The sequence below is a fragment of the Nocardia sp. NBC_01730 genome, assembly GCF_035920445.1.
Taxonomy (GTDB): Bacteria; Actinomycetota; Actinomycetes; order Mycobacteriales; family Mycobacteriaceae; genus Nocardia.
In genome coordinates this window covers 8,102,150-8,124,130 of the sequence record NZ_CP109162.1, presented here as the reverse complement: position 1 = coordinate 8,124,130, position 21,981 = coordinate 8,102,150, and the positions used below count along the sequence as shown (strand labels likewise).

Here is a 21,981-nt window from a genome sequence, read left to right as displayed (position 1 = left end):
AGGACGTTTATTCCGGGTAGTTCATGCTTGGGCCTGCGCCATCCGGTGACGGGCCGTCACAGTGGCGAGGTGAGTTCGAGATGGATGCCGTCGGGATCGAAAAACGCCAAGATCGCGATGCCGAAATCCGCCATTTCGGTGATCTCGCCGTGTTCGATTCCGGCCGCGGCCAGACGGGCGGCCGCCGCGACCAGGTCGTCGCGGGACGGAACGGTGAAGCTGAGATGGTCGAGCCCGACGCGGTCGGCATCGAAACGATCCGTCGCGGGCGCCACCGGGCGCAGGCCGAGCAACATCCCGTTGGCCTGGAACACCACCCCGCCGAACAGCTGCATAGGGTCATTGCGCACCACCGGGTCGTCGGGGCTGCCCGGAGATTCGGCGGCGATCGGGAATCCGAGGACATCCCCGTAGAACGCTCGGGATCGAGCGATGTCGGTCACCGTCAACCGGACGTGGTGAGTGCCGGTTGTATCGATCATGGTCACGCAAGCTCCCCAGGTGAAGAGGTACGGTGGGCAAGTCGGCCGCACCGGCCCGCGGGGCCGGTGGCGAGCCGCGTCCGATGACAGTAGGACAGATTCCAACCAAAACGGAGTGTCGCAAACGACATGTTCGGTACTGTTCCCGACATGGACGTCGCTGTCTTCGTCGTGGACGGCGTTGCCGACTTCGGGTTCGCCGCCCTCCTGGAGACCTTCAACACCGCAAATGCCGTGCGATCCGAACTCGCCGACCCGCCGCAGCCGTGGCGGGTCCGAACCGTGTCGTTCAAAACCGACATACGCTCGGGCAACGGCTACACCGTGCCGACGATTCCGCTCGACGAACTCGGCGACGAGTTCGATCTGATGATCGTGCCCGCGGTGAACGTGCTGGCCGCCGAGGCGCTGATCGAACTCGTCTCCGCGCGGGCCAGTCGCCCCGTACTCGATCGCTTGATCGCGGCGCGGGACCGGGGTGTGCACCTCGCAGGCGCGTGCACCGGAACGTTCTTCCTGGCCGAGGCCGGAGTGCTGGACGGCTCACCCGCGACCACGAGTTGGTGGCTCGGCCCAGCCTTTCGCCGTCGCTACCCCCTCGTCGAGCTGAACGAGAGTCGGACGCTGTGCCGCGGCCGTAACGTCATCACCGCGGGCGCCTCGCTGTCGCACATGGACCTAGCCCTGTCGATGATCGCCGCGAGGAGCCCCGCGCTGGCCGAGCGCGCGATGCGCTACCTGGCGGTCGGCGCCGGGCGACCGCAGCGCGAGTTCATTATTCCGGAGGTCGTCGCCAGGGGAGATTCGATGACCGCCGCGTTCGAACGGTGGGTTCGCGACCATCTCACCGAGAACTTCCGGATTTCACACGCCGCCAAGGCGATCGGTGTCACCGAACGAAGCCTGCAGCGCGCCACCCATGCCGAACTCGGCATGTCTCCCAGCGAATTCGTGCACGACATCCGACTGGAGCGGGCAATGCACCTGCTGCGGACCACCTCCCTCACCGTGGACGCGGTCGCGGCCAGGGTCGGCTACCTCAACGCAGGCACCCTGCGCAGCCTGTTCCGACGCCGCCGGGGCATGTCGATCTCCGAGATCCGGACAACCCGCGTCTCGTACTGACGACACCCTCGGCGCAATCGCGCGCCGAGTCGGCTACAGCGACGGCTACGCCCTCAGCGTCGCCTTCGCTCGGGCCAAGGGCGTACGGCCCGGCGAATTCCTGCTCAAAGGTGCCGAACGGACGCGACTGATACCGCGGTGACCGACAGTGCTGCGCGGCAACGAGACCCGTGCCTCAGCACACCGATCTCACGGTCAATGCTCCGCGCCACCTTCGGAAACCCAACGTTGCTCGGCGGCGGCTCGTTCGGCGCGGTCGCTGCGCTCACGTACGCCGATCATCAGCAGTTCGTCGACTGCCGATTCGTCATTCGTGGCGGACGCGGACGTCATCATCGCGAACGCGTCGTGCGCGTCGGTGTATGGCGGGACCACGAGCAGGACCAGCCTGCAATCCTTCACACCGAGCATTTCGACAGTGTGAGCAGTCCCGTATCGATATCCGGCACATCGCACCGTCCGGCCGGCAACGACGAGTTCGCTGGGCGTTCCCGCCCATTCGCCGAGCGGGTACGCCACATGATGGACCGGGCCGATCCGGGCAGCCAGGACCGCGAGTAGCGCCGGAAGTTCACGCACCAGTACATCACTATGCGGCCACCACGCTCCGTCAACGTAGCCGGTCTTCGGCGTTGTGTAGCCGGTCTTCGATGTCGGAGGCTTCAACTGCACTCGCGGTGCGAGGTCGCCGTGCGACCGAATTCCGGCGCGGGCCTTGGATTGCTTCATGGCCGGCGCCCCTGTCTCGGCCCCGAATCGGCCGACTCGATTCGGATCGGGCGATAACGCGACATGAGCGCGCGCGAGGTGACGCCGATATGTCGACCGTACCGGCTACGGCCGGCCCGACGTAGCGCTGTACGCAACCCGCTTCGTCCGAGTGGGTGGTCGGTATCGGATGCTTCGACGCCGTCGAACTTGCGTTCCGACGCGGTCTCGGGTGCGTCGTCGGAGGTGGCGATCAGGAAACTGTCCGGAAGGGCCAGTTTGTGAATGGTGCGCAGGGTCAGCAGGTACTGGCGAAGTAGAGACCCGGAGGTGTAGGGCAGGTCGTATTTGTCGCACAGTGCCCGCACTCGAACGGCGATCTCGGCGTAGCGGTTGCTGGGTAGGTCAGGGAAAAGGTGGTGCTCGATCTGGTAGCAGAGGTTCCCACTGAGGAAGGCGAGTAGTGGACCCGCGGAGAAATTCGCGGTGCCCAGCATCTGCCGCAGGTACCACTCGGGTTTGGTTTCGTGCTCCACGACGGTGGGTGCGAACTTCTCCGCGCCATCGGGGAAATGACCGCAGAAGATCACCAGATACGCCCACAGATTGCGCATGATGTTGGCACTCGCGTCCGCGGCAAGTGTTCGCCGCCAGCGTCGCCCGCTGAACGCGGGGAACAGCACATAATCCTTGCCCGCCTGCCGCGCGATCTTCTTGACCAACGCCCTGATGTGGGCGGACTTCTGCGCGGGTGTCGCGGCACGGTCGCGTTCGGAGTACAGGTCGTGCAGCGCGATACCCCACTCGAAGGTGGCCGCCAGCAACAGATTCTGTAGCGGCTGCAGCAGGTGTGCTGGGCGCCATCGCTCGTCACGGGTCACGCGTATGACGCCGAACCCGATGTCCTCGTCCATCCCGAGAACGTTCGTGAAGACATGGTGGCGGTAGTTGTGCGCAAAGCGCCACTGCGACGACAAGCCCGCCATGTCCCACTCCCACGTGCTGGAGTGGATTTCCGGATCGTTCATCCAGTCCCATTGGCCGTGGCAGACGTTATGACCGAGTTCCATGTTCTCGATGCTCTTCGCCGTCGCCAACCCCGCTGTGCCCAGGAGCCAACTGGTCCTGGTCCGACCGAAACAGATCGTCGACCTCGCGGCGGCGTCGAGTATCCGCTGAAACGCGATCGTGCGGCGGATGTACGTCGCATCCCGCGCACCGCGCTGATCCAGAATGTCCTGTCGAATCGCGTCGAGCTCACACCCGAGCGCCTCGATATCGGCCGCGGTCAAATGCGCGTACACAGCGACTTGCGTGATTGCCATGCTTCATGTCCCCAGTTCCTGAGTGTTCGCCGAATGACCGGCGGATGAATTCGGCGACGCTGCCGCTGGTCGTGTCGGGACAGGTCAGCGGTGAAACGCACCTCGCAGCTTGCCTATGGCTTGCTCGAGGGTGCCATGAGCCGGCCTGCCGCCACTGTCGGTGCGGCGACGGCTGTCTTCGTCGGTTCTGGCAAGAAGCTTCTGCGCACTCGCCCACACTGCCCGCAACCAGTGCGCGATCTTGTTCTCGATGGTCATCGGCGTAATCCCACCTCCGCGCGTTCCTGCGACTGATCTGCCGGAACGAAGCGGTATAGCCACAGCATATGACCTAGATACATCGTATGTCTACAGTGTAGTGTTGACTTGTTGACAAAGGCTGCACCGAACTCGTGAGGCGATGGATTCGATGGATCGAATCAGAGCCAGACCAACCGACTACACAGACCTTCCGGACCATCGCGCCGACCGTGAGCGCAACCGGAACACCCCTCTGACGCGGGCCGCGATGCTGGCCGCCGCACTCGAGATGATCGACCGCGACAGTGTCGCTCGACTGTCGATGCGACGTCTGGGCCAGGAGCTCGGTCGTGACCCGATGGCGCTCTACCGGCACGCCGCCAACAAGGCCGCACTCCTCGATGGAGTCGCCGAGATCGTGCTCGCGCAACTGACGGTCGACACCACCGATCCCGACTGGCGCCACCAACTACGGATCGTCGCGCGCGACTTCCGCAAGCTGGCAGTGGCCCACCCGAACATGGTGCCGCTGCTGGTCACCCACCCGCTCGCCACCCCGCTCGGATTGCGGCCGCTGGGCACCCTGAGACCACTGGAACACATCCTGGATCTGCTCACCCACGCCGACTTCGACAACGCCGACGCCCTGCATATCTACCGGGCTCTGTTCGGATTCCTCTACGGACACATCCTCAACGAGTTGCAGGAAATCGTCGAATGCCCAGAAGAAGCAACCGACCTGCTGCGTCTGGGACTACACCGGCTGCCGATCGCCGAATTCCCCCTGCTGCGCGACCTGGCACCGGCGCTGGCCGCCTACGACGGCGCCGCCGAACTGGAACGCGGCCTCGACATCCTGATCGCCGGACTCGGCAAGACCATGACACCGGCCGTTATGCGGCCGAGACGGGAGCGGCGACCATGACGCCACAGCAGACCGCAACCGATGCCGGTCGGCGACCGGCGCCCATACGGCGGCCGACTCTGCTGCTCGCGCCCAGAACGATCGGAAACACGTCCACCGACGGGACTTGGTGGCCGTACAGCCATGACCTGAGCGCCGAGCTGCCGGGCCTGCTCGCAGCGCTCGGGAATCGACTCGGTCCCATCCATCGGGTGGTCTACCACCTCGACGAATGGGACACCGCGCCAAGGAAACTCCAGAATGCCGGACGTCGGGTGCGACTCGACGGCTACCGGCACAAGCCGTCCCGCACCCTCGACATCCTCGGGGTCGGCGGCACCAGAATTACCTTGCTGGTGAGTCGCCCGCGCACCGATGCCGACTCTGCGCGCACGAGCATGATGGATATGGCCGACCCACACGGCGCACCGACCATCGGCGATCCGCTGGGAGTCGACGACATCGAAACCTTTGGCGCACAACAGCGTTGGGATTCCGAAGGCGGAGCCGGAGCACGCTGAGCCGGTACGGTCATCAGCGGCGGCCGAGCAGTGTGGAGGCGAATCCGGTGAGCAGGATGTCGAGACCGCGTTCCAGTTCGGCGACGCCGTCGTAGTCGGCCAGCACCGGTGCGAGTTCGCGGAGCAGGGGGAATTCGCCGATCGGCAGCCGGTGCAGACCCAGGCGCAGCACTTCGTCGGTCTCTTCGGGCTTCTCCACGATTTCCTGCAACTCGTTGAGGATGTGTCCGTAGAGGAACCCGAACAGCGCGCGATAGATGTGCAGCGCGTCAACTCCGGAGAAGCCGGCGCGAGTCAGTAGCGCGAGAGTGTCTTCCAACGGCCGAACCACAGACCGTGGCCGCAGCCCCAAAGGCGTCGACAACGGCCGAGTCACCAACAATGGCACCACCTTCGGATGGGTCAGTGCCAGCCTGCGGAAATCGCGCGCGACAACCCTCAACTGTCCAGCCCAGTCCGCATCGGTCGCATCCACCGACAACTGCGCGAACACGATCTCCGCGACACCGTCGAGCACAGCGGCCTTGTTCGGCACATGCCGATAGATCACCATCGGATCCCGACCCACCGCGTCGGCCAGCCGCCGCATCGACAACCCGTCGACCCCGTCACGATCGACGATCTCCAGTGCCGCGGCCAAGACCGCGGCCCTGGTGACCGGATTGTCGCCCCTGCGGTGGGTTCCGGTTCTGACATGCGCGCGGTCGATCGGCGGTTTGGCCATGGCGGAACTGTCTCCATCCCTGTGGAAGCATGTAGATAGGCAGTGTAGCCCTACAACGTTGACATGCCGATGCGAGCGGCGTCTACTGGAGAATGACAGAGATCGGCGGCACCCACACCGGACCGATAATTTCGCCGTATTCGGCTACCACGTCATCGTCGTGGTCATCGGTTCGGTGCTCATCCTCGCAGGCACCAGCGCCTGGTCCGCGGCCTGCCGTCACTACCGACCGGCCTCTTCCCAACCTTCGAGAAAGGACTGACATGCGATTTCGCAGCAGCCAGAACAACCGCATCGTCGTGGCGTCGGCGCCTCTTCGCCCGCAGTCCGCCCGACATCGAGTTCCGCCCGAGTACACGCCTCGACTGAGGCTCAAAGCGAAAACCGAACGCGGCGGATACATCGACGGCGCATGGTGGCCCCGATCCGGCGACCTCACCGCCGAACTACCAGACCTACTGGCGGTACTGGCAGTTCGGCTGGGACCCATCTGGCGAGTCGTCTACGACCCCGCGGGCTGGTCGTCGGCACCCCGGCAGTTGACCGTCGGCGATCGCGCGATCCGACTCGACGCCTACCCATTTCAGCTCTGGAACACGATGTATGTCTTCGGCAGCGACAGCGACTTGATCGTGCTGCGGGTGATCCCATCGGCGACCGAAGACGAACCCGCGCATTCGGCCCTGATGGCCGCTGTCGGTCGGGAACCAGCCACCTCCGGATGAGCAGCGGCCGACGTCACAATCGCTCATCGAGCCATTCGCGGATGACCTGGGCCGTCTGCGCCGAATCCGGCCCCACCAGGCCGAAATGGTTCGATCGCACGGTCCGGAGATCATGTGTCCGTTCGAAGGGCTTCGCCAGCCAGCGGGCCGGGTCACCCGCACCCGGCACGACCGGTTCCGAGGCCTGAACGAACAGCACCGGCACACCGAGCGGAGTGAATTCCATGCCGGACATCGTCGCGAGCCAGCGGCCCATCGCGGAGAGCCGGTCGCCGGTGATTCCGCCGAAACCATGGGAATCCGCGAACATCTCGCGCAGGATCGTCTCGGTCGGCACCGTGGGGTCATCGATCCGGAAAGTGTCGATCATGATCACCGCGGACGGCCCGGTCTGCTGAACTTTTTCCAGGTGGCGGGCCGCGGCATACGCCAGCGCACCGCCCGAAGAATATCCGAGCAGTACGAACGGCTCGCCCGCAGCGGCCCGGTGCACGCTTTCGGCCACCGCGGCGACCGCGGCCTCGGCGGACGCCGGAAGCTTCTCTTCCGAGACGAACCCGAGTAGGGGCACCGCCGAGACACGCATCACGCCCTGGAAATGTGCGGCGAGCCTCGCATGCTGGTGAACACCACCGTTCGCCATCGGCGAGCTCACGGCGATGAGCCGCGTGCGTCGCGGTCCATCGGCCAGAATCGTCGGTGCGGGAAAGGAGCCGAGATCGGCGACCGCGCCGAACGATGGCCGAAGGTCCGCCACCGCACGCATCAGGCCGAAGGCCGCATCCGGGTTACCCATCGTGACCGCGTGCTGGATAACAGTCCGGACGGACTCGTCGTACCGCGGTAGTGGCGCGATAGGCTCCGGCTCGGGAACACTCGGCTGTTCGATCAGCTCATCGAACACTCGCCTTGCCAGTGCCGCGGGAGTCTCGGCCTCGAATACGGTGATGGGCGGCAACCGGAGGCCGATGACCTGGTTGAGCGTGTCTTGCAGCTCCGTCACGGTCAGCGAGTCGAAGCCGATTTCCAGGAATTTGTGATCCGGCGCCACCGCGGACGGATCGCGATGGCCCAGCAAAGCAGCGGCGCGGGCACGTATCAGGTCCTCGATGAGCCGAACCTGCTCGGCCTTGTCGCGCCCGGTGAGCTGACCGCGAAAAGCGTCCGATGGTGCGGCGGCAGCGGTCGCTCTCACCGGCACGGTACCGGTGTCGACCAGTGCACGGTCATCGGCGGACTGCCGTCCGGCCGCGTCTCGCGTGACGTCATGCCGACCGGGTCTGGCCGGCTGCTTCGTTTTCGTTCGACCGAGCCAGTAATGGCTGCGCTGGAACGGGTAGGTGGGCAGGTCGACCTGGTCGGCTCGGGAGCCGTCGAAGAACCTCGCCCAGTCGACCGGCAGCCCCCGGACGTACGCCTTGGCCAGCGAAACCGCGAACTGGCCGATGCCACCCTGGCCACGCCGCAAGGTTCCCACGGCCAAACCGGCTTCACCCACCGTCGCACCGATCGCTGTGGTGAGCACCGGATGGGGGCCGACCTCGATGAAATAGCCGAACCCCGCCGCCGCCACAGTAGTCACCGTCGACGCGAACGAAACAGGCTGCCGCAGATTGTCATACCAATAGCGGGCGCCTGCCTCGGGACCCGCCATCAGTTCGCCGGTGACTGTCGAGTACCAGGGAATGCGGGCGGGCTGCGGGCGCAGATCGGACAGGTCTGCCGGCAGGCGGTCGCGGAGAGGCTCGACATGCACCGAGTGCGACGCGAAGCCGATCTGCACGACGTGGGTCGGCACGCCGAGGTCCCGGTAGTCCGCCGCCAGCGCGGTGACGGCGTCGACGTCGCCCGCCACGACGGTCGTGGACGGACCGTTGCGCGCGGCGATGCTCACGCCGGGGTGGCCGGAGATCCGTTGCTCGACGTCTTCCGCGTCCGATTCGATGGACAACATCCGACCGCTGAGACCCGCACACAGCGCGCCACGGCAGACGATGGCCCGGACGGCGTCGCGCAGCGAGAGCACGCCAGCGACGTGCGCGGCGGCGATCTCGCCGAAAGAGTGGCCGATGACCGCGTCCGGCACGACCCCGTGCCGCTGCCACAGCCGCGCTAGCGAGACCGTCACCGCGAACAGCACGGGCTGAACGACTTCGGTTCGGCGCAAGGCGGATTCGTCCGCGATGACCTCGGTCAGAGACCAGTCGACGAACTCGCTCAGCGCCTTCTCACACTCGGCCATCGCGTCGGCGAAGACCGGGGACGAAGCGATCAGCTCGACCCCCATCCCCGCCCACTGCGCGCCGTGCCCCGGGAAGACGAACACGATACGGCCGTGGAGATCGGCGCGACCTGTCACCGCACCACTCGGCGTCCACGACGCCAGCGCTGCCAGGTCGTCCCGATCGAACACGACCGCTCGATGTTCGAGCCTCGCGCGGGTGCTGGCCAGTGAGTAGCCCACGTCCGTGGGCGTGGCACCCTCGCTGAAGAGGGAATCCAATCGTTCCGCCTGAGCGGCCACGGCCTGTTTCGTCGCTGCCGAGAAGACCAGCGGCACCACCGGCACCGACGTGCGTGGTACAGCGGCTGCCTCTGCTGTGTCTTTTCCGGTGGGGGCCTGTTCGATGATGACGTGTGCGTTCGTGCCGCTGATCCCAAATGCGGAGACGCCCGCGCGGCGCGGTCGTCCGGTCTCCGGCCACGGCACCGCGTCGGCGGCCAGGCGTACCGCTCCCGCGGCCCAGACCACATGTGGGGACGGCTCGTCCACGTGCAACGTCTTGGGCACCGAACCATGCCGTATCGCCATGAGCATCTTGATCGTCCCGACGATCCCCGCGGCGGCCTGCGAATGCCCCAGGTTCGATTTCAGCGACCCGAGCAAAAGCGGCTGTCCACGGTCGCGCCCATAAGTCGCCAGGATCGCGTTCGCTTCGATCGGGTCGCCGAGTGTCGTCCCCGTGCCGTGCGCCTCGACCGCGTCCACCTCGGACGGCTCGAGCCCGGCATCGGCCAGCGCCTGCCGGATCACCCGCTGCTGCGCAGGACCATTCGGCGCGGTCAGCCCATTCGAGGTGCCGTCGGAGTTGACGGCCGACCCGCGAATGACGCCGAGCACGCGATGGCCAGCGCGGCGCGCAGCGGAGAGACGCTCGAGCACGAGCACGCCGACCGCTTCTCCCCAGCCCGTCCCGTCGGCCCCGGCGGCGAAGGGCTTGCATCTACCGTCGGCCGCGAGACCGTTCTGCTGGGCGAATTCCACGAAGGCGGCAGGTGTGGACAGCACGGTCGCACCCCCGACCATCGCCAGTGAGCATTCCCCGTCACGCAGCGATCGGGCCGCAAGATGCAGCGCCACAAGAGAAGACGAGCACGCGGTGTCCACGGTGAGAGCCGGGCCGTGCAGCCCTAGCACATAGGAGATCCGGCCGGACGCCACACCACCGGCATTACCGGTCATGGCGCCGATGTCGGAATTCTTGACCGTCTCATACGTACGCGGCACGTAATCCGACGCCATGATGCCGACGAAGACCCCCGTGTCGCTGCCGCGCAGCGAGACCGGGTCGATCCGGGCGTGCTCGAGCGCCTCCCACGCGGTTTCCAGCAGGAGCCGCTGCTGGGGATCCATGGTGACGGCTTCGCGCGGCGAGATCCCGAAGAAGGCGGGATCGAACCAGGCGGCGTCCAGGAAACTTCCGCGCCGCGCATACGTGGCGTCCGGGTCGACCTCCCAGCCACGATCGGTGGGGAAGTCACCGATCGTCTCCCGACCGTCCGCGAGCAGGTCCCAGAACTCGGCGGGAGACGCGACGCCGCCCGGCAACCGACATCCCATGCCCACGACGACCACCGGGTCGTCCTCGGCCGGTCGTGGCCGGTTCGGCGTAGCCAGGTCGAGCGGGTCCGGGGTCGGGCCTGCACCGAGAAGGGCACAGAGGTGGCGGGCGAGCAGATTCGGCGTCGGCAGGTCGTAGGCGATGGTCGTCGGCAGATCGAAGCCCGTGGTCTCGGCCAAAACGGCGCATAACCGGACCGCGGTGAGTGACTTCAGGCCGTAATCGGTGAACACCTGGTCCGGCCCGATCGGCTTCGGTGCCTCGAGCACCGCGCGGACCTGTTCGCGCACCAGGTCCAGAGCGTGCCGCAGCCGTTCGGACGGTGGCAACGCCCGCAGCCGCTGCGCCCACGGCGACTGCGTGCGCGCGCCACCGCGGTCCAGCATCGCGACAAGCTGACTTCGCGCGATCTTGCCGGTCGGCGTGCACGGCATCTTGTCGAGCACGACCAGCTCGACCGGGAACTTGTACTCCGCCACGCCCTTGGCTGCCAGATGTCCGGCAACGTCGTCCAGGGTGACCGAGGCGCTCTCACGCAGGGTGACGACCAGACATGGATACTCGCCCAGACGATCGTCCGGGCGGCCGACGACGGCGATCAGGCCCAGTCCCGCCATGTCGTCGAGTAGCGTCTCGATCTCCGGCGCGCTGAATTTCACGCCGCCGACATTGATGACCTCGACGTCCCGGCCTCGGAAAGTTACTGTGCCGTCGTCGTTCATACTGGCGCGGTCACCGGTCCGCAGCCAGCCGTCCGCGGTCAGCGCGGTCCTGGTCAGCTCGGGGTCCTCGAAATACTCTGCGAAGAGAAAAGGGCTGCGGAACTGGAGTCGGCCGGTCGCACCAGGAGCACACGGGCTACCGTCCTCGGCGACCACCCGCACCGCACCGCCGGAGATCGGGCGGCCGACGCTGCTGGTCGCCGCTTCCAGCGGATCGCCCGGCCGGGTGAACAGGCCCGCACCCAGCTCGGACATGCCCCATTGGGCGATCACTTGCGCCCCGAGCAGTCGGCGGGCGTCTTCGATGAGCGTGGCGGGTACGGCTGCGCCGCTGGCCCGGACCTCGCGCAGCCGGACTGCACCGGTGTCGGCGGACGAACCGAGCCTGGCCACGACATCACGGATCTGGGCAGGCACCGCGAACAGCACCGTCGCCTCGCTGATCTGTGCCAGCCGGAGGAACTCCCCCACGTCCCAGCTGCTCAGCAACGCCTGGCGGCCTCGGGTCACCAGGCTGAGGTGGACCGAAAGAAGGCCGAAAAGGTGCGTGAAAAGGCTGCCGCTGAGGATCGTATCGGTACCACGGGCTCCGGCGTCGGCAGCGACCGTGACGGCGTTCGATATGAGGCCGTGGTGGGTGTGCACGCAGATTTTCTGGCGCAGCGAGGTCGTGCCGGACGACGGGAGAAGCACGAGGGGGTCGGTGGACGCCACATCTGTCGGCAGGGGCGCGGTCCCCGCCCACCGCAGCACGATGTCCTCGAGCGACAGCGCGTTGCTCGACGGGTCATCGACGTCCCCGACCACCAGCACGTTTCTCAGTGCAAGGAATTCCCCGCGAAGTTCTGGCATGAGTTCGCGCCGACGGTCCGCCGTGACGACCACCGTGACGGCCCGCGTCCGGGCGAGGAGCGAACGCAGCTCGTGCACCCCGAGGCCCATGTGCAGCGGAAGCATCACCGCGCCCGCAGCCGCGACAGCGATATGAACGGTCAGGAACTCCCAGCAGTTGGGCAGGTGTACGGCGACCACATCGCCCTTCCCGATTCCCAGGTCCTGCAGCCCGCGGGCCAGCGCGTCCGCCTCCGCACGCCATCGCGCCCAGGACCGGTATCCGCCGTCGGCGAACACCGCCGGTTCCGCACCCGCGGCCTCGGCGGCGGCGTTGAACAGCGAAGGAAGTGTGTACCGCGGATGCACTACGGAGCCCATCCGCCTTCGGGGACCGTCATCGTGAATACGCCGCAGCCGAAGCTCAACCCGAACGCCACGAGAATTCCCTGCCCGGCCGGGCGGTACACCGGCTCCGCCAGCATCAAGGGAACCGAGCATCCGAGGGTGTTGCCGTAGTCGCGCAGCACCCGATACGACGAGACGACCACCTCATCGTCAGGGTCGACGCCGAACCCCTTGCACAACGCGTTCAGGATGCGCACGCTGCCGGTGTGCATGAGCAGCACCGAGGCATCAGCCGGCGATGCCAGTTCGCAGGACTCTTCCTTCAGCGCCATCCGCACGGTCTCCCTGGCATAGAAAGCTCCACGCGGCGTGACGAGAGGACTCAGGGTGTACGCCCGGCGCCCGTCCACCACGGGGATATCCGAGCCGCCGTCCGGGACGGTGCCGAGTTCGGCGTCCTCAGGGAGGTCGTTCGTCAGGTTCGCCACCGGACCGAACGACGGTCCATCCCCTTCCGCGCCCAGCACCATCGCCACGGCCGCGTCCGCGAACAGAAAGCCGTGCATCACGTTCACGGTGTCCTGACGCTCGTCGAGGCCTACCTCAGAGAAATGCGAGTAGAAGCCGGGGAGCGGCGGTGACAGTGGCGTGGTGGCTTCCGCGAAGCAGACCAGGACCCGCTTTCCGGGGTTGCACGTCAGATACCACCGCGCCGTGTCGACGGCCTTCGCCATCGCCGAGCAACCCATGTACTCAATACTCAGGTTGTGCGCGGTCCTGGGCAGTTCCGGCATCCGCGCAAACATGTCGCACACCAGGCTCGGCACCAGTCGGCCTGGGCTGCTCGACACACCGAGCACCAGACCGATCGTCGCCACCGGAATATCGGCCCTGGCAAGACATTTGCGGGCCGCCCTGACCGCGAGATCGACCACGGCGATACCGCGTTCCGGTTCGGCGCCTCGAAAGAGAACGTCCGGATAGTTGGCGAGGACGGAGTGCCTCTTCTCGACCCCCAGGCTGCCGAGCATCGTCTCCAACTTGTCGGACAGATGCCCGCGGCCCGCGGCGAGCAATTCCTCGGTCGAATGCACGGAACGGGGAAGTTCGGTGGCGATCCCGATGAGGTGGGGATCAATTGTGGCGGTGGCCATGCTCACAGGATCCGATCTTCCACCGGCAGCTCGAGTTCGCCTCGGCCGAAGTTCGCCAATGCCCGCTCGGCGGCATTGGCAAGATGCAGACTCCCCGCGTGCGCATCGCGCCAATGGCGTTCCACCACATTGGGCGTGCGTGCCCCCCGGCCACCGGAAATCCTGAAGAGCAGCTCGATCGCTTCCACCGCGCGCTCGGTGCCGCGTACTTGATCGCGGCGGGCACGCAATCGCAGTTCGATCGGAATATCCTCACCCACTTCGGCGTAGCGCAGTTCCTCGGACAGATTGCGATCCATTTGCAGGACCGCGGCGTCGATCTCCGACGCGGCGCGGGCGATGTGCACATGAGTAAAAGGGTCGGTGGCGGTGGCACGCTCCCGCATTCGCTCCAGGTACGCCTCGTAGGCGCCCTGTGCAGCACCGATGACCGGCGCGGCGACGCCACTCGGCAAGATGCTGGTGAACGGGAGCCGGTACAGCGCGGGGACATCGGCAGGCACGCCGAGTTCCGCATTGTGGAGTTCCGCATCGTGGGTCCGGTGGACGGGCACGAACGCCTTGTCGATCACAATGTCATGGCTGCCCGTTCCCGACAGACCCACCGCATGCCACACGTCGTCGATCCGATAGTCGCCGCGGGGCACCAGCAACGTCAGATGGACACCCGGTGCACCGTCGGCACCAGGCGCCAACGCACCCACCATGACCCAGTCGGCGTGATCACAGCCGGACGAGAACCCCCATCGGCCGGACAATTCGAAGCCGCCGTCGACAGGTGTCGACGTTCCCGCAGGCACATAGGACGTCGACACCAAGGCGTCGGGGTTATGGCTCCAGACGTCATGCTGGGCTTCCAGCGGGAACAGTGCCAGCTGCCATGCGTGCGTACCGAAAACCGAGGCGACCCACCCTGTCGACGGGCACGCCGCCGCGATAGCGCGGATAACTTCGAAGAAGTCCACCGGCGATGACTCGTCGCCACCGAAACGGCGGGGCTGCAACATCCGGAAAACGCCCGCGTCGGTCAGTTCGCGGACCGTGTGCTCCGGCACCCGCCGCTGCCGCTCGGTATTCGCAGCCCGTTCCCTGATGTTCGGGACGAGGTCCCGCACTCGCTCGAGCAACTTGCCATTGGTCATAGCCGTTCCTGATGAGTCTGATCGGCCATGCGGCTGATTTCAACGAAGCGTGGAACACCTTCGTGAGCAGGGAATTCCACTCCGATAGACATGTCCACTGACGGATCTTGCCATAGCGAGCCCAAGGGCGCTGACCAAGCCTGGTGTGACGCAAGATGTAGCGAAGGAACTACGTTGTCCGCTCGCTCGGCTTCTCCGCCGCGCAACGTCATCGAGGTCTACGTTTCGCGTTGCGGGAGTCGGTTCCACCGGGAATACTTCGCACTGGCAGATTTCCGCACCAGTTCTCCACGCTGCGCCGCGCTGGAATTGCTTCACCGGACAGGGCCCCGCACGATGGAACTATCAGATATCGATAGTGTCGAAGCCGCCGCCGGGGCCTATGGCCTCGATGCGACAGACAGCGCCAGGCTGGCCCGGTTGGTCGAGTACATCGCGTCCATTTCTCCGCGGGTCATTCTTTCGACCTTGTTGGCACTGGATCGCGGGGGCGAGCCGCGGGGCCCCCTGTGGGATCGATGTGTTTTCGACCATGGTGCGGTCTTCTTGTTTCCGGCGGATGCCGAGGCCATGCGCAAGCACCTCGTAACAGCGGGCTTCCTGCTGGGCACGACGGTGCCGAGCGTCGTCGTCCAGCGACGGGTCTGCACTCGCTACGGACTCGACTCGGACAGCTATCGCATTCACATCCTGCACGCCCGACGCCGACACCTGGGCAGCCCCAGCCGCGAGCAGCGAATCGAGATCTTCTTCCCCGTCGCATCGGCCGCCCACCTGTGGGCGCGCGAGGACGAGCGGCGCCACAACCGGGAGACCCACTTCGCTTTTGCCGTCGAGGGCTTGGACTCGAGCACCTATCTGACCATGCGGCGTGAACTCGCGGAGTCGGCGGGCATGGTCCCCGACGGCGGCGGATTCAACCCGCATGACCGCAACCACGGCCCGGGCTGTTCCACGTTCTATTTCACCGGTCCCGGCACGATGGGCGAACACCCATGGCCCCGTCGGCTGGAGCTGCTGTGCGGCGGACGACTCGAGTCCGCACTCGCCGCCCACAGCACACCTCGCCTCTGACCGGACGGCGCCTTCAATGCGAGTTCCGTCGCGACACTCACTGCGGGGACCGACCAGAGCGATCGCTGATTCAACCGCCACATCGATCATGTCAGCGATCTCGTTGCCGTCCTCGACGGTTGTCGCGATGAGTTCGCGGAAGCCACCGAGCATGATCGTCGCCACCTGACGGGAGGGCGGATGCAAGCCGGCGGCCGCGAATTCCGGTGTGTCGGTGAGCTTGGATCAGAGTGACATACGCGTCGCCGGTGTCGCGCGGCAATTACCACGCGTCCTCGCCGAGCGCGGGGACGACGCGGATCCAGCTGAGTGTGATCGAGGGGTCCTCCTGCGCGGAACGGATCCACGCCTCGATGCCGTGGCGCACTTGCGTGCGCCACGGCGCATGCGGATCGACGCGGCATCGATCTGGTGGATCGCCCCAGGTCCGCACCCAATCGAACACACAGCCGATAGCCGGGAAACCGAGAAACCGAGACGACACAGAAGGACGAGCGAGCAGCTTCGGACCCCTTGCGCGACAACAGCTGAGCGAGCTGCGGCCGATTCCGGAGGCCGCGCCGGTAGTCATGACCGGGCGGCCGGACAGCGGCCTATGGTGCGGGGCATCGGTGCTTCTGGCTTCGGGTCTGCAAAACGCCTCTTACCATCGGCTACGTCAGCCGCCGCACGTGTCCACCCGTTCACGCACGCAAGGTAGAGGCGGTCAGAATAATGGACGGCATGTCGGTACCGGATCCTCGTCAGCTGCACCCCTCGACTCGTCCCGATCTGACCAACGTGGTCTTCCTCGCCAACCAGGTCGATTCCGAGTTCATCGAGGTCGGTGACTACACCTACTTCGACGACGAGGGATCCGGCGTACCGTTCCAGACGGCGAACGTCCTCTACAACTACGGCCCGCAACGCCTGATCATCGGCCGGTTCTCCGCGATCGGTCCGCGGGCGACTTTCCTCATGCCCGCGGGCAACCACCCCATGATCGGGCCCTCGACCTATCCCTTCACCATGTTCGGCGGCGCTTGGGCGGAGAACACCCTCGACACCTTCCTGTCCATTCCGCCGGTACCGAACACCGTCATCGGCAACGATGTCTGGATCGGCCGCGAAGCGACGATCATGCCCGGCGTCACCCTCGGCGACGGCACGGTCGTCGCCGCACATTCGGTTGTCACCAAAGACGCTGCCCCCTACGCGATCGTCGCGGGCAACCCGGCCCGCCCCATCCGCACCCGCTTCGAGCCGGAAGACGTCGAACTGCTGTTGCAAGCCCGATGGTGGGACTGGTCGATCGAGCTGATCACCGAACACGCCGCCATCATCATGGGCGGCACACCCACCGACATCGCGCGCATAGCCGAAGAACGGTCTCGGTGGCCCGTCTGACTCCGACTGCGGCCGGACGAGCCCGGATGCCGTCATCGTGACCGTGGGGCCGTGCTCCGTCGGACGGGCTCCTTACATGATGTTCAACGCAGAGGACTCGGGAAAGACAACCGGCAAAGCCGACACCCTCTGCTGGGCAGGCCACCGGCCATGACTCACCCGCCCATAACCCGAGTCACCGGACGCTGACTCAGGCTCACGACATGGCTCGCACGAGGGCCTCGTCCGCGACTCCGAGATTGTTGTGCCGCGTTGCGCCGAGATATCGGCTGCGCGGGGCACACTATCGGGGTGTTACACCTGCGGATGCTGGTTCCGGCCGAGCTGACCGATGACGTGATCAAGATTCTCGAACAGGACGATGCCGTCAGTGGCCTCGCAGTCATGCGCAGCGCCGCCCGGCGGCCAAGCGGTGACATGGTGCTGGCCGATGTGGCGCGGGAAGCGGCGAATGACGTAATCGAGCGGTTGCGTGCGATCGGACTGCACCGTACGGGCAGCATCGAGATCGAGCCGGTCCATACCTGGCTGTCGCGCAGCGGATTCGATTGCGAGGTACGCACGCCTGGCAGCAGTGCAGACGCCGTGGTCTGGGCCGATGTCGCCCAGCGCTCGTATGAGGAAACCGAGCTGAACTGGACCTATCTCAGCTTTATGACCTTCGCCACGGTGATCGCCGCGATCGCGATCGTGCTGGATTCCCAGATTTTGGTCATCGGGGCCATGGTCCTCGGTCCGGAATTCGGGGCGATCGCAGCGCTCGGAGTCGCCCTGGTACGCCGCCGATTCGTCTTGCTCTGGCTCGCCGTGCGCACGCTGCTGCTCGGCTTCGCCACCGCCATCGCCATCACCTTCGCACTCGTCTTGTTTGGGCGCGCACTGGGCTGGATCACTGTGGATGCCGTGACCGGCCCGCGCCCGGGGACGGCCTTCATCTACACCCCCGACAAGTGGTCGTTCATCGTCGCCATCGTCGCGGCCGCCGCCGGAGTACTCGCGCTGACCTCGGCCAAGGCCGGGGGAATGGCCGGCGTTTTCATTTCGGTGACCACGGTGCCCGCCGCGGGCAATATCGCGCTCGGCGCTGCCTTCGGTGTCGGGTCGGCGATCTGGGGCAGCACCCTGCAACTCGTGGTGAACCTGTCCGGGATGGCGCTGGCGGGCTGGGCCACTCTGGCATTACAGCAGGCGGTGTGGTCGCGGGTGTCGGTACGCCGCGCCAAGGCGATGAGCAAGCCACGTCGGATGTTGTAGCCACCACGCGGTCAGCCGAGCCGTGCACCGGCACGGAAGGCGGCACACTTGGCGCGGTCGTCGCACAGCCTCATATCGCACCAGCTCAGAGGAGCCACCCGTTGACCTGCGGAAACCAGCCAGTCGACGAGCCACCGGTTCGCGTCGCCGGGCGTCAAAGCCTCGCGCGGCGGGCACCTCGGCGCCGTGGACGCAGCTGGTACAGGCGGTACCAGGCCAACGCCAGGAAGACGGCCCCTAGGCCGGCCACGGCTCCCATGTCGAACAGCCACGCGCCGAGGGTGTGTTCCCAGAGCGGATCGGGTCCGCCTGTGTGCGGTGAGAGGGTGTCGAGGTCGAGGCTGGCGGCTCCTGCGCCGTACCCCCAACGAGACGGCGATAGGTAGGACAGTTGCTGCAGGACGGGTGTGCCGGGGAGCCGCACCAGCCCGCCCGTGAGCACCAGTTGTGCCATCGACAGCACAATCAGCAGCGGCAGTGTCTTCTCCGAGGTGTTCACCGACACCGACACCAGCAGGCCCAACGCCAGCGATGTGACGCCGAGCATCGCCATCGCCAGAATCAGCTCCAGCTCGAATATCGTGAAAATCCCTTTGGGCGGCAGATCCTCACCAATGGTGCCGATCAAGACCAACACCGCCGCCTGAAGGATGGTGATCACGCCCAGGACCAGCAGTTTCGACATCAGGTAGACCCCCGCTGACAGGCCTGCCGCGCGTTCTCTGCGGTAGATCGTCTGCTCCTTGACGATCTCGCGAACCGCGTTACCGGTGCCGACGAAGCATGCACCGAATGCCAAAATCATGAGCTTGGTCGGGGCATCCGTGTTGGTTCCCGGCGACCCGGTGAACCCCTCGCCCGACGGCACCGCGGCGATCAAGCCCCCAAGAAGCAGGGGCATCACGCCGAGGAGCGCCAAATAACTTCGGTCCGAGGCAATCACCGCCAGATAGCGCCGGCACAGCGTACTGAGCTGGCTGAGCTTGGACTGCTGCGCGGGCGGCGGCGCCGGTGGGTGCACTTCCGCTGGGCCGACATCGTCGGTCAGTCCGACCGCCACGTAGTTCTCGAAGCGTGGCGAAGTCCGGAACTCGCCGGCCCAGTCGCGGTCGTCCTCGCGCTCGAATGCCTGGAACACCTCAGCCCAAGTGCGTTGTGCGAACTGCTGCAGCCCCTCCGCGGGCGGCCCGTAATAGGCCAGCCGACCACCGGGCACCAGGACCAGCAGGCGGTCGCAGTAATCCAGATTCGCCACGCTGTGCGTGACGACGATGACGGTCCGGCCGTCGTGCGCCAGTTCGGCCAGCATTTCCATGACCGTTTTGTCCAGGCCCGGGTCGAGGCCGGAGGTTGGTTCATCGAGAAACAACAGGGACGGTTTGGTCAGCAACTCCAGTGCGACGCTCACGCGTTTGCGCTGCCCGCCCGAGAGCCTATCGATGCGGGTATCGGCGTGCCGCGCCAAGCCGAGCTCGTCGAGGACCTCGTCGACCCGCTGCTCGCGCTCCTCACCGCGCGTGTCACCGGGGAAGCGCAGTTCGGCCGCGTAGAGCAGCGCGCGCCGCGTCTGAAGCTGGTTGTGCAGGATGTCCTCCTGCGGGACCAGCCCGATCCGGTGCCGGAGCTCGTCGTAATTGGCGTACAGGTCGCGTCCGTCGTAGCGGACGGTCCCCTCCGTCGCCGGCCGCAACCCGGTGACGGCGCCGAGCAGCGTCGACTTGCCCGCGCCACTGGGCCCGATGACCCCGACGAGCGAGCGCTGCGCGATGGGGAAACCCAGCCCGTCGAGGAGCACCTTGCCCTCAGGGGTTCGCACGGTGAGGTTCTGCACCGAGACCGACACATCACCGGTATCGACGGACTCGCGCAGCTCGTCGCCGACGAGCCGGAAGGTGGTGTGCCCCATGCCGATCAAGTCGGACTCGGACAGGTCTGCGGCGTCGACCCGGGAGCCGTTGACGTAGGTGCCGTTGTGGCTGCCGAGGTCGACGATCCGATACCTGCCTGCGCCGATCTTGTGCAGCTCGGCGTGATGACGGGAGACCATGAGGTCGAGCGCGACAACGTCGTTGTCGGTGGCGCGACCGATCCGAAGAGTGTCCGATGCGATCTGGACGACCGCGCCGGGGTGGCCCGTCGGATGTGACGATCGTGAAACTCGCCGGGGCAGGCTCGAGTAGGACCTCGTGACCGTTGCTTCATCTTCGAGGTTGCAGCCGGGATCGGGGACGACCATCGTGTCTCCACCGATATCGCGGCCAGATGGTGCCTCCACCGAGCAGGCCAGCTGCTCGCCGTCCACGGCGTGCCCGAGCTGGAACGTCTCCTCTCGGTCGATCACCATCCGGTCGACACGGTGACCGGCGAAAAAGGTGCCGTTGAGGCTGCCGAAGTCATCGATTTCCCAACCGTCCGCACCCCGCTCCAGAACTGCGTGCAACGAAGATACACGCGGATCGGTCACTACGATGTCGGCCGTCGGATCGCGACCGACATTATATGCACTCCCAGCGTGTAACCGATAGACGCGTTCCCTCGTCTGCACCACAAGAATCGGCGCCATGAGGAATTCCGTGGAGGACGACTGTCCGGCCATAAAACGAGTATACGACTCTGCCGCACTGTCGCCGCAATAGTCGGCCTCCCACGATTCCGTCGCGATGTTTGCCCGTCTCCGCCCCCGCGCTCACCACCGCGCTAACCCAGCTGAAACCAGTCTGAACAGCACAAACCGACCTCAGGAGCAGAAAGGGCAACCACATCCGAGCCCGTGAAACCCGGCAGCCGACCCGCCGAACGGGCCGCCACCCGCCCCACAAAGGAAATCACGGTCGAATTGCAAACCGAACACGATCAGGCCGGAAATTACTTTGAGCGGCGGTATTCGGCTTACGGAAGGTTGAAAATGGAGCCGCTCGTTGATGATTGCCCGGAAGTCGTCTCGGCATCATTCGGCCGCCGCAACCCTGTTCCGCAGACCTTCGATGGCATCGGCTTGCTGCTCGGTGTGCGCTCCGACCAGTCCGCCATGGTTGCCCACTCCGCCCTCTTATGGTCCAGGAATGCCCACACGAGTTCATCTGTGACCCAGGTGCCGTCGACTCCCACATGGTGCGGAGCCATTCCTCGGTCGCTGTCACTGCTTCTTCTTCGTCTTGTTCGGCTTCTTCTTCACCTTCGGTTTGTCGTGGTCAGGCTCCCACTCGTAGCCCGACAGGTTCTGCTCACAGTGCCAGTTTTCGACGACAACATCGCCCCGGTCGAGTTCGCACCATCGTTCTGTCTTGCCACACGCGGAGAGGCTGAGTGTTGCGGCTACTGCGATGCCGAGGGCAACCATGGTGGCATGAATTCGTTTACGGTGTACCATCGTCGGCTTACTCCTTCAGGTTTGCTGCCGAAGAGTCGTCAGCGGCCGTATCGTTCGGCGCAGGAACAGCATTCGGCTATACGCACGGAATGTCCAGCGACACC

General features: G+C 65.9%; 17 protein-coding genes and 1 pseudogene. 8 read left to right on the top strand and 10 right to left on the bottom strand.

What is annotated here, in order from left to right:
- Positions 1 to 56: 56 nt before the first annotated feature.
- Complete coding sequence (locus OHB12_RS33415; RefSeq protein WP_327114096.1) at positions 57 to 482, bottom strand: VOC family protein; 426 nt, start codon at positions 480 to 482, stop codon at positions 57 to 59.
- A gap of 150 nt (positions 483 to 632) precedes the next feature.
- Here OHB12_RS33415 and OHB12_RS33410 point away from each other — a divergent pair, with 150 nt between their 5' ends.
- Complete coding sequence (locus OHB12_RS33410) at positions 633 to 1,607, top strand: GlxA family transcriptional regulator (protein ID WP_327114095.1); 975 nt, start codon at positions 633 to 635, stop codon at positions 1,605 to 1,607.
- Positions 1,600 to 1,707: pseudogene (locus tag OHB12_RS36550) on the top strand (AraC family transcriptional regulator); the annotation flags it as partial. The gene OHB12_RS33410 and the pseudogene OHB12_RS36550, both read left to right, overlap by 8 nt.
- Positions 1,708 to 1,802: 95 nt before the next feature.
- Here the strand turns inward: OHB12_RS36550 and OHB12_RS33405 are convergent.
- The 3 genes from OHB12_RS33405 to OHB12_RS33395 form a co-directional block, all read right to left on the bottom strand.
- A complete protein-coding gene (locus OHB12_RS33405; protein ID WP_327114093.1) occupies positions 1,803 to 2,336 on the bottom strand; it encodes a DUF5994 family protein in 534 nt (177 codons plus the stop codon).
- Positions 2,333 to 3,640, bottom strand: a complete 1,308-nt coding sequence (locus OHB12_RS33400; RefSeq protein WP_327114091.1) for a fatty acid desaturase family protein — start codon at positions 3,638 to 3,640, stop codon at positions 2,333 to 2,335. The genes OHB12_RS33405 and OHB12_RS33400 overlap by 4 nt, the downstream gene beginning before the upstream one ends.
- Before the next feature lie 84 nt (positions 3,641 to 3,724).
- Positions 3,725 to 3,898 carry a hypothetical protein gene (locus OHB12_RS33395; protein ID WP_327114089.1) on the bottom strand — a complete coding sequence of 58 codons (174 nt, stop codon included), beginning with the start codon at positions 3,896 to 3,898 and terminating at the stop codon, positions 3,725 to 3,727.
- Between the two features lie 250 nt (positions 3,899 to 4,148).
- Between OHB12_RS33395 and OHB12_RS33390 the strand changes: the two genes are divergently transcribed.
- Positions 4,149 to 4,805: a TetR/AcrR family transcriptional regulator C-terminal domain-containing protein gene (locus OHB12_RS33390; protein ID WP_327121709.1), complete on the top strand. Its 657-nt coding sequence runs from the start codon at positions 4,149 to 4,151 to the stop codon at positions 4,803 to 4,805.
- Positions 4,802 to 5,305 carry a DUF5994 family protein gene (locus OHB12_RS33385; protein WP_327114087.1) on the top strand — a complete coding sequence of 168 codons (504 nt, stop codon included), beginning with the start codon at positions 4,802 to 4,804 and terminating at the stop codon, positions 5,303 to 5,305. Before OHB12_RS33390 ends, OHB12_RS33385 begins: the two co-directional genes overlap by 4 nt.
- Before the next feature lie 13 nt (positions 5,306 to 5,318).
- Here OHB12_RS33385 and OHB12_RS33380 read toward each other — a convergent pair whose 3' ends face one another.
- Positions 5,319 to 6,029, bottom strand: coding sequence for a TetR/AcrR family transcriptional regulator C-terminal domain-containing protein (locus tag OHB12_RS33380; protein ID WP_327114085.1), 711 nt, complete (start codon positions 6,027 to 6,029; stop codon positions 5,319 to 5,321).
- A 263-nt stretch (positions 6,030 to 6,292) separates the two neighbouring features.
- On the opposite strand from OHB12_RS33380, the gene OHB12_RS33375 reads away from it, so the two are divergent.
- The gene (locus OHB12_RS33375; RefSeq protein WP_327114083.1) at positions 6,293 to 6,754 is read left to right on the top strand and encodes a DUF5994 family protein; all 462 of its coding nucleotides are present in this window, start codon (positions 6,293 to 6,295) and stop codon (positions 6,752 to 6,754) included.
- Between the two features lie 13 nt (positions 6,755 to 6,767).
- Here OHB12_RS33375 and OHB12_RS33370 read toward each other — a convergent pair whose 3' ends face one another.
- The 3 genes from OHB12_RS33370 to hsaA are packed head-to-tail and all read right to left on the bottom strand — an operon-like array spanning position 6,768 to position 14,793.
- Complete coding sequence (locus OHB12_RS33370; protein WP_327114081.1) at positions 6,768 to 12,518, bottom strand: polyketide synthase; 5,751 nt, start codon at positions 12,516 to 12,518, stop codon at positions 6,768 to 6,770.
- Complete coding sequence (locus OHB12_RS33365; protein WP_327121707.1) at positions 12,518 to 13,651, bottom strand: 3-oxoacyl-[acyl-carrier-protein] synthase III C-terminal domain-containing protein; 1,134 nt, start codon at positions 13,649 to 13,651, stop codon at positions 12,518 to 12,520. The genes OHB12_RS33370 and OHB12_RS33365 overlap by 1 nt, the downstream gene beginning before the upstream one ends.
- Before the next feature lie 2 nt (positions 13,652 to 13,653).
- Positions 13,654 to 14,793 (bottom strand): 3-hydroxy-9,10-secoandrosta-1,3,5(10)-triene-9,17-dione monooxygenase oxygenase subunit, encoded by a 1,140-nt coding sequence (gene hsaA, locus OHB12_RS33360; protein WP_327114079.1) that lies wholly within the window; start codon positions 14,791 to 14,793, stop codon positions 13,654 to 13,656.
- A 336-nt stretch (positions 14,794 to 15,129) separates the two neighbouring features.
- On the opposite strand from hsaA, the gene OHB12_RS33355 reads away from it, so the two are divergent.
- The 3 genes from OHB12_RS33355 to OHB12_RS33345 all read left to right on the top strand — a co-directional run bounded on the left by OHB12_RS33355 (position 15,130) and on the right by OHB12_RS33345 (position 18,507).
- On the top strand, positions 15,130 to 15,867 hold the full coding sequence (locus OHB12_RS33355) for a hypothetical protein (protein ID WP_327114077.1): 738 nt from the start codon (positions 15,130 to 15,132) through the stop codon (positions 15,865 to 15,867).
- 723 nt (positions 15,868 to 16,590) lie between these two features.
- Positions 16,591 to 17,253 carry a CatB-related O-acetyltransferase gene (locus OHB12_RS33350; protein ID WP_327114075.1) on the top strand — a complete coding sequence of 221 codons (663 nt, stop codon included), beginning with the start codon at positions 16,591 to 16,593 and terminating at the stop codon, positions 17,251 to 17,253.
- A gap of 291 nt (positions 17,254 to 17,544) precedes the next feature.
- Complete coding sequence (locus tag OHB12_RS33345; protein ID WP_327114074.1) at positions 17,545 to 18,507, top strand: DUF389 domain-containing protein; 963 nt, start codon at positions 17,545 to 17,547, stop codon at positions 18,505 to 18,507.
- 154 nt (positions 18,508 to 18,661) lie between these two features.
- Here OHB12_RS33345 and OHB12_RS33340 read toward each other — a convergent pair whose 3' ends face one another.
- Together OHB12_RS33340 and OHB12_RS33335 are read right to left on the bottom strand one after the other, a co-directional pair.
- The gene (locus OHB12_RS33340) at positions 18,662 to 21,070 is read right to left on the bottom strand and encodes an FHA domain-containing protein (RefSeq protein WP_327121705.1); all 2,409 of its coding nucleotides are present in this window, start codon (positions 21,068 to 21,070) and stop codon (positions 18,662 to 18,664) included.
- A gap of 573 nt (positions 21,071 to 21,643) precedes the next feature.
- A complete protein-coding gene (locus OHB12_RS33335) occupies positions 21,644 to 21,877 on the bottom strand; it encodes a hypothetical protein (protein ID WP_327114073.1) in 234 nt (77 codons plus the stop codon).
- Positions 21,878 to 21,981 lie beyond the last annotated feature (104 nt).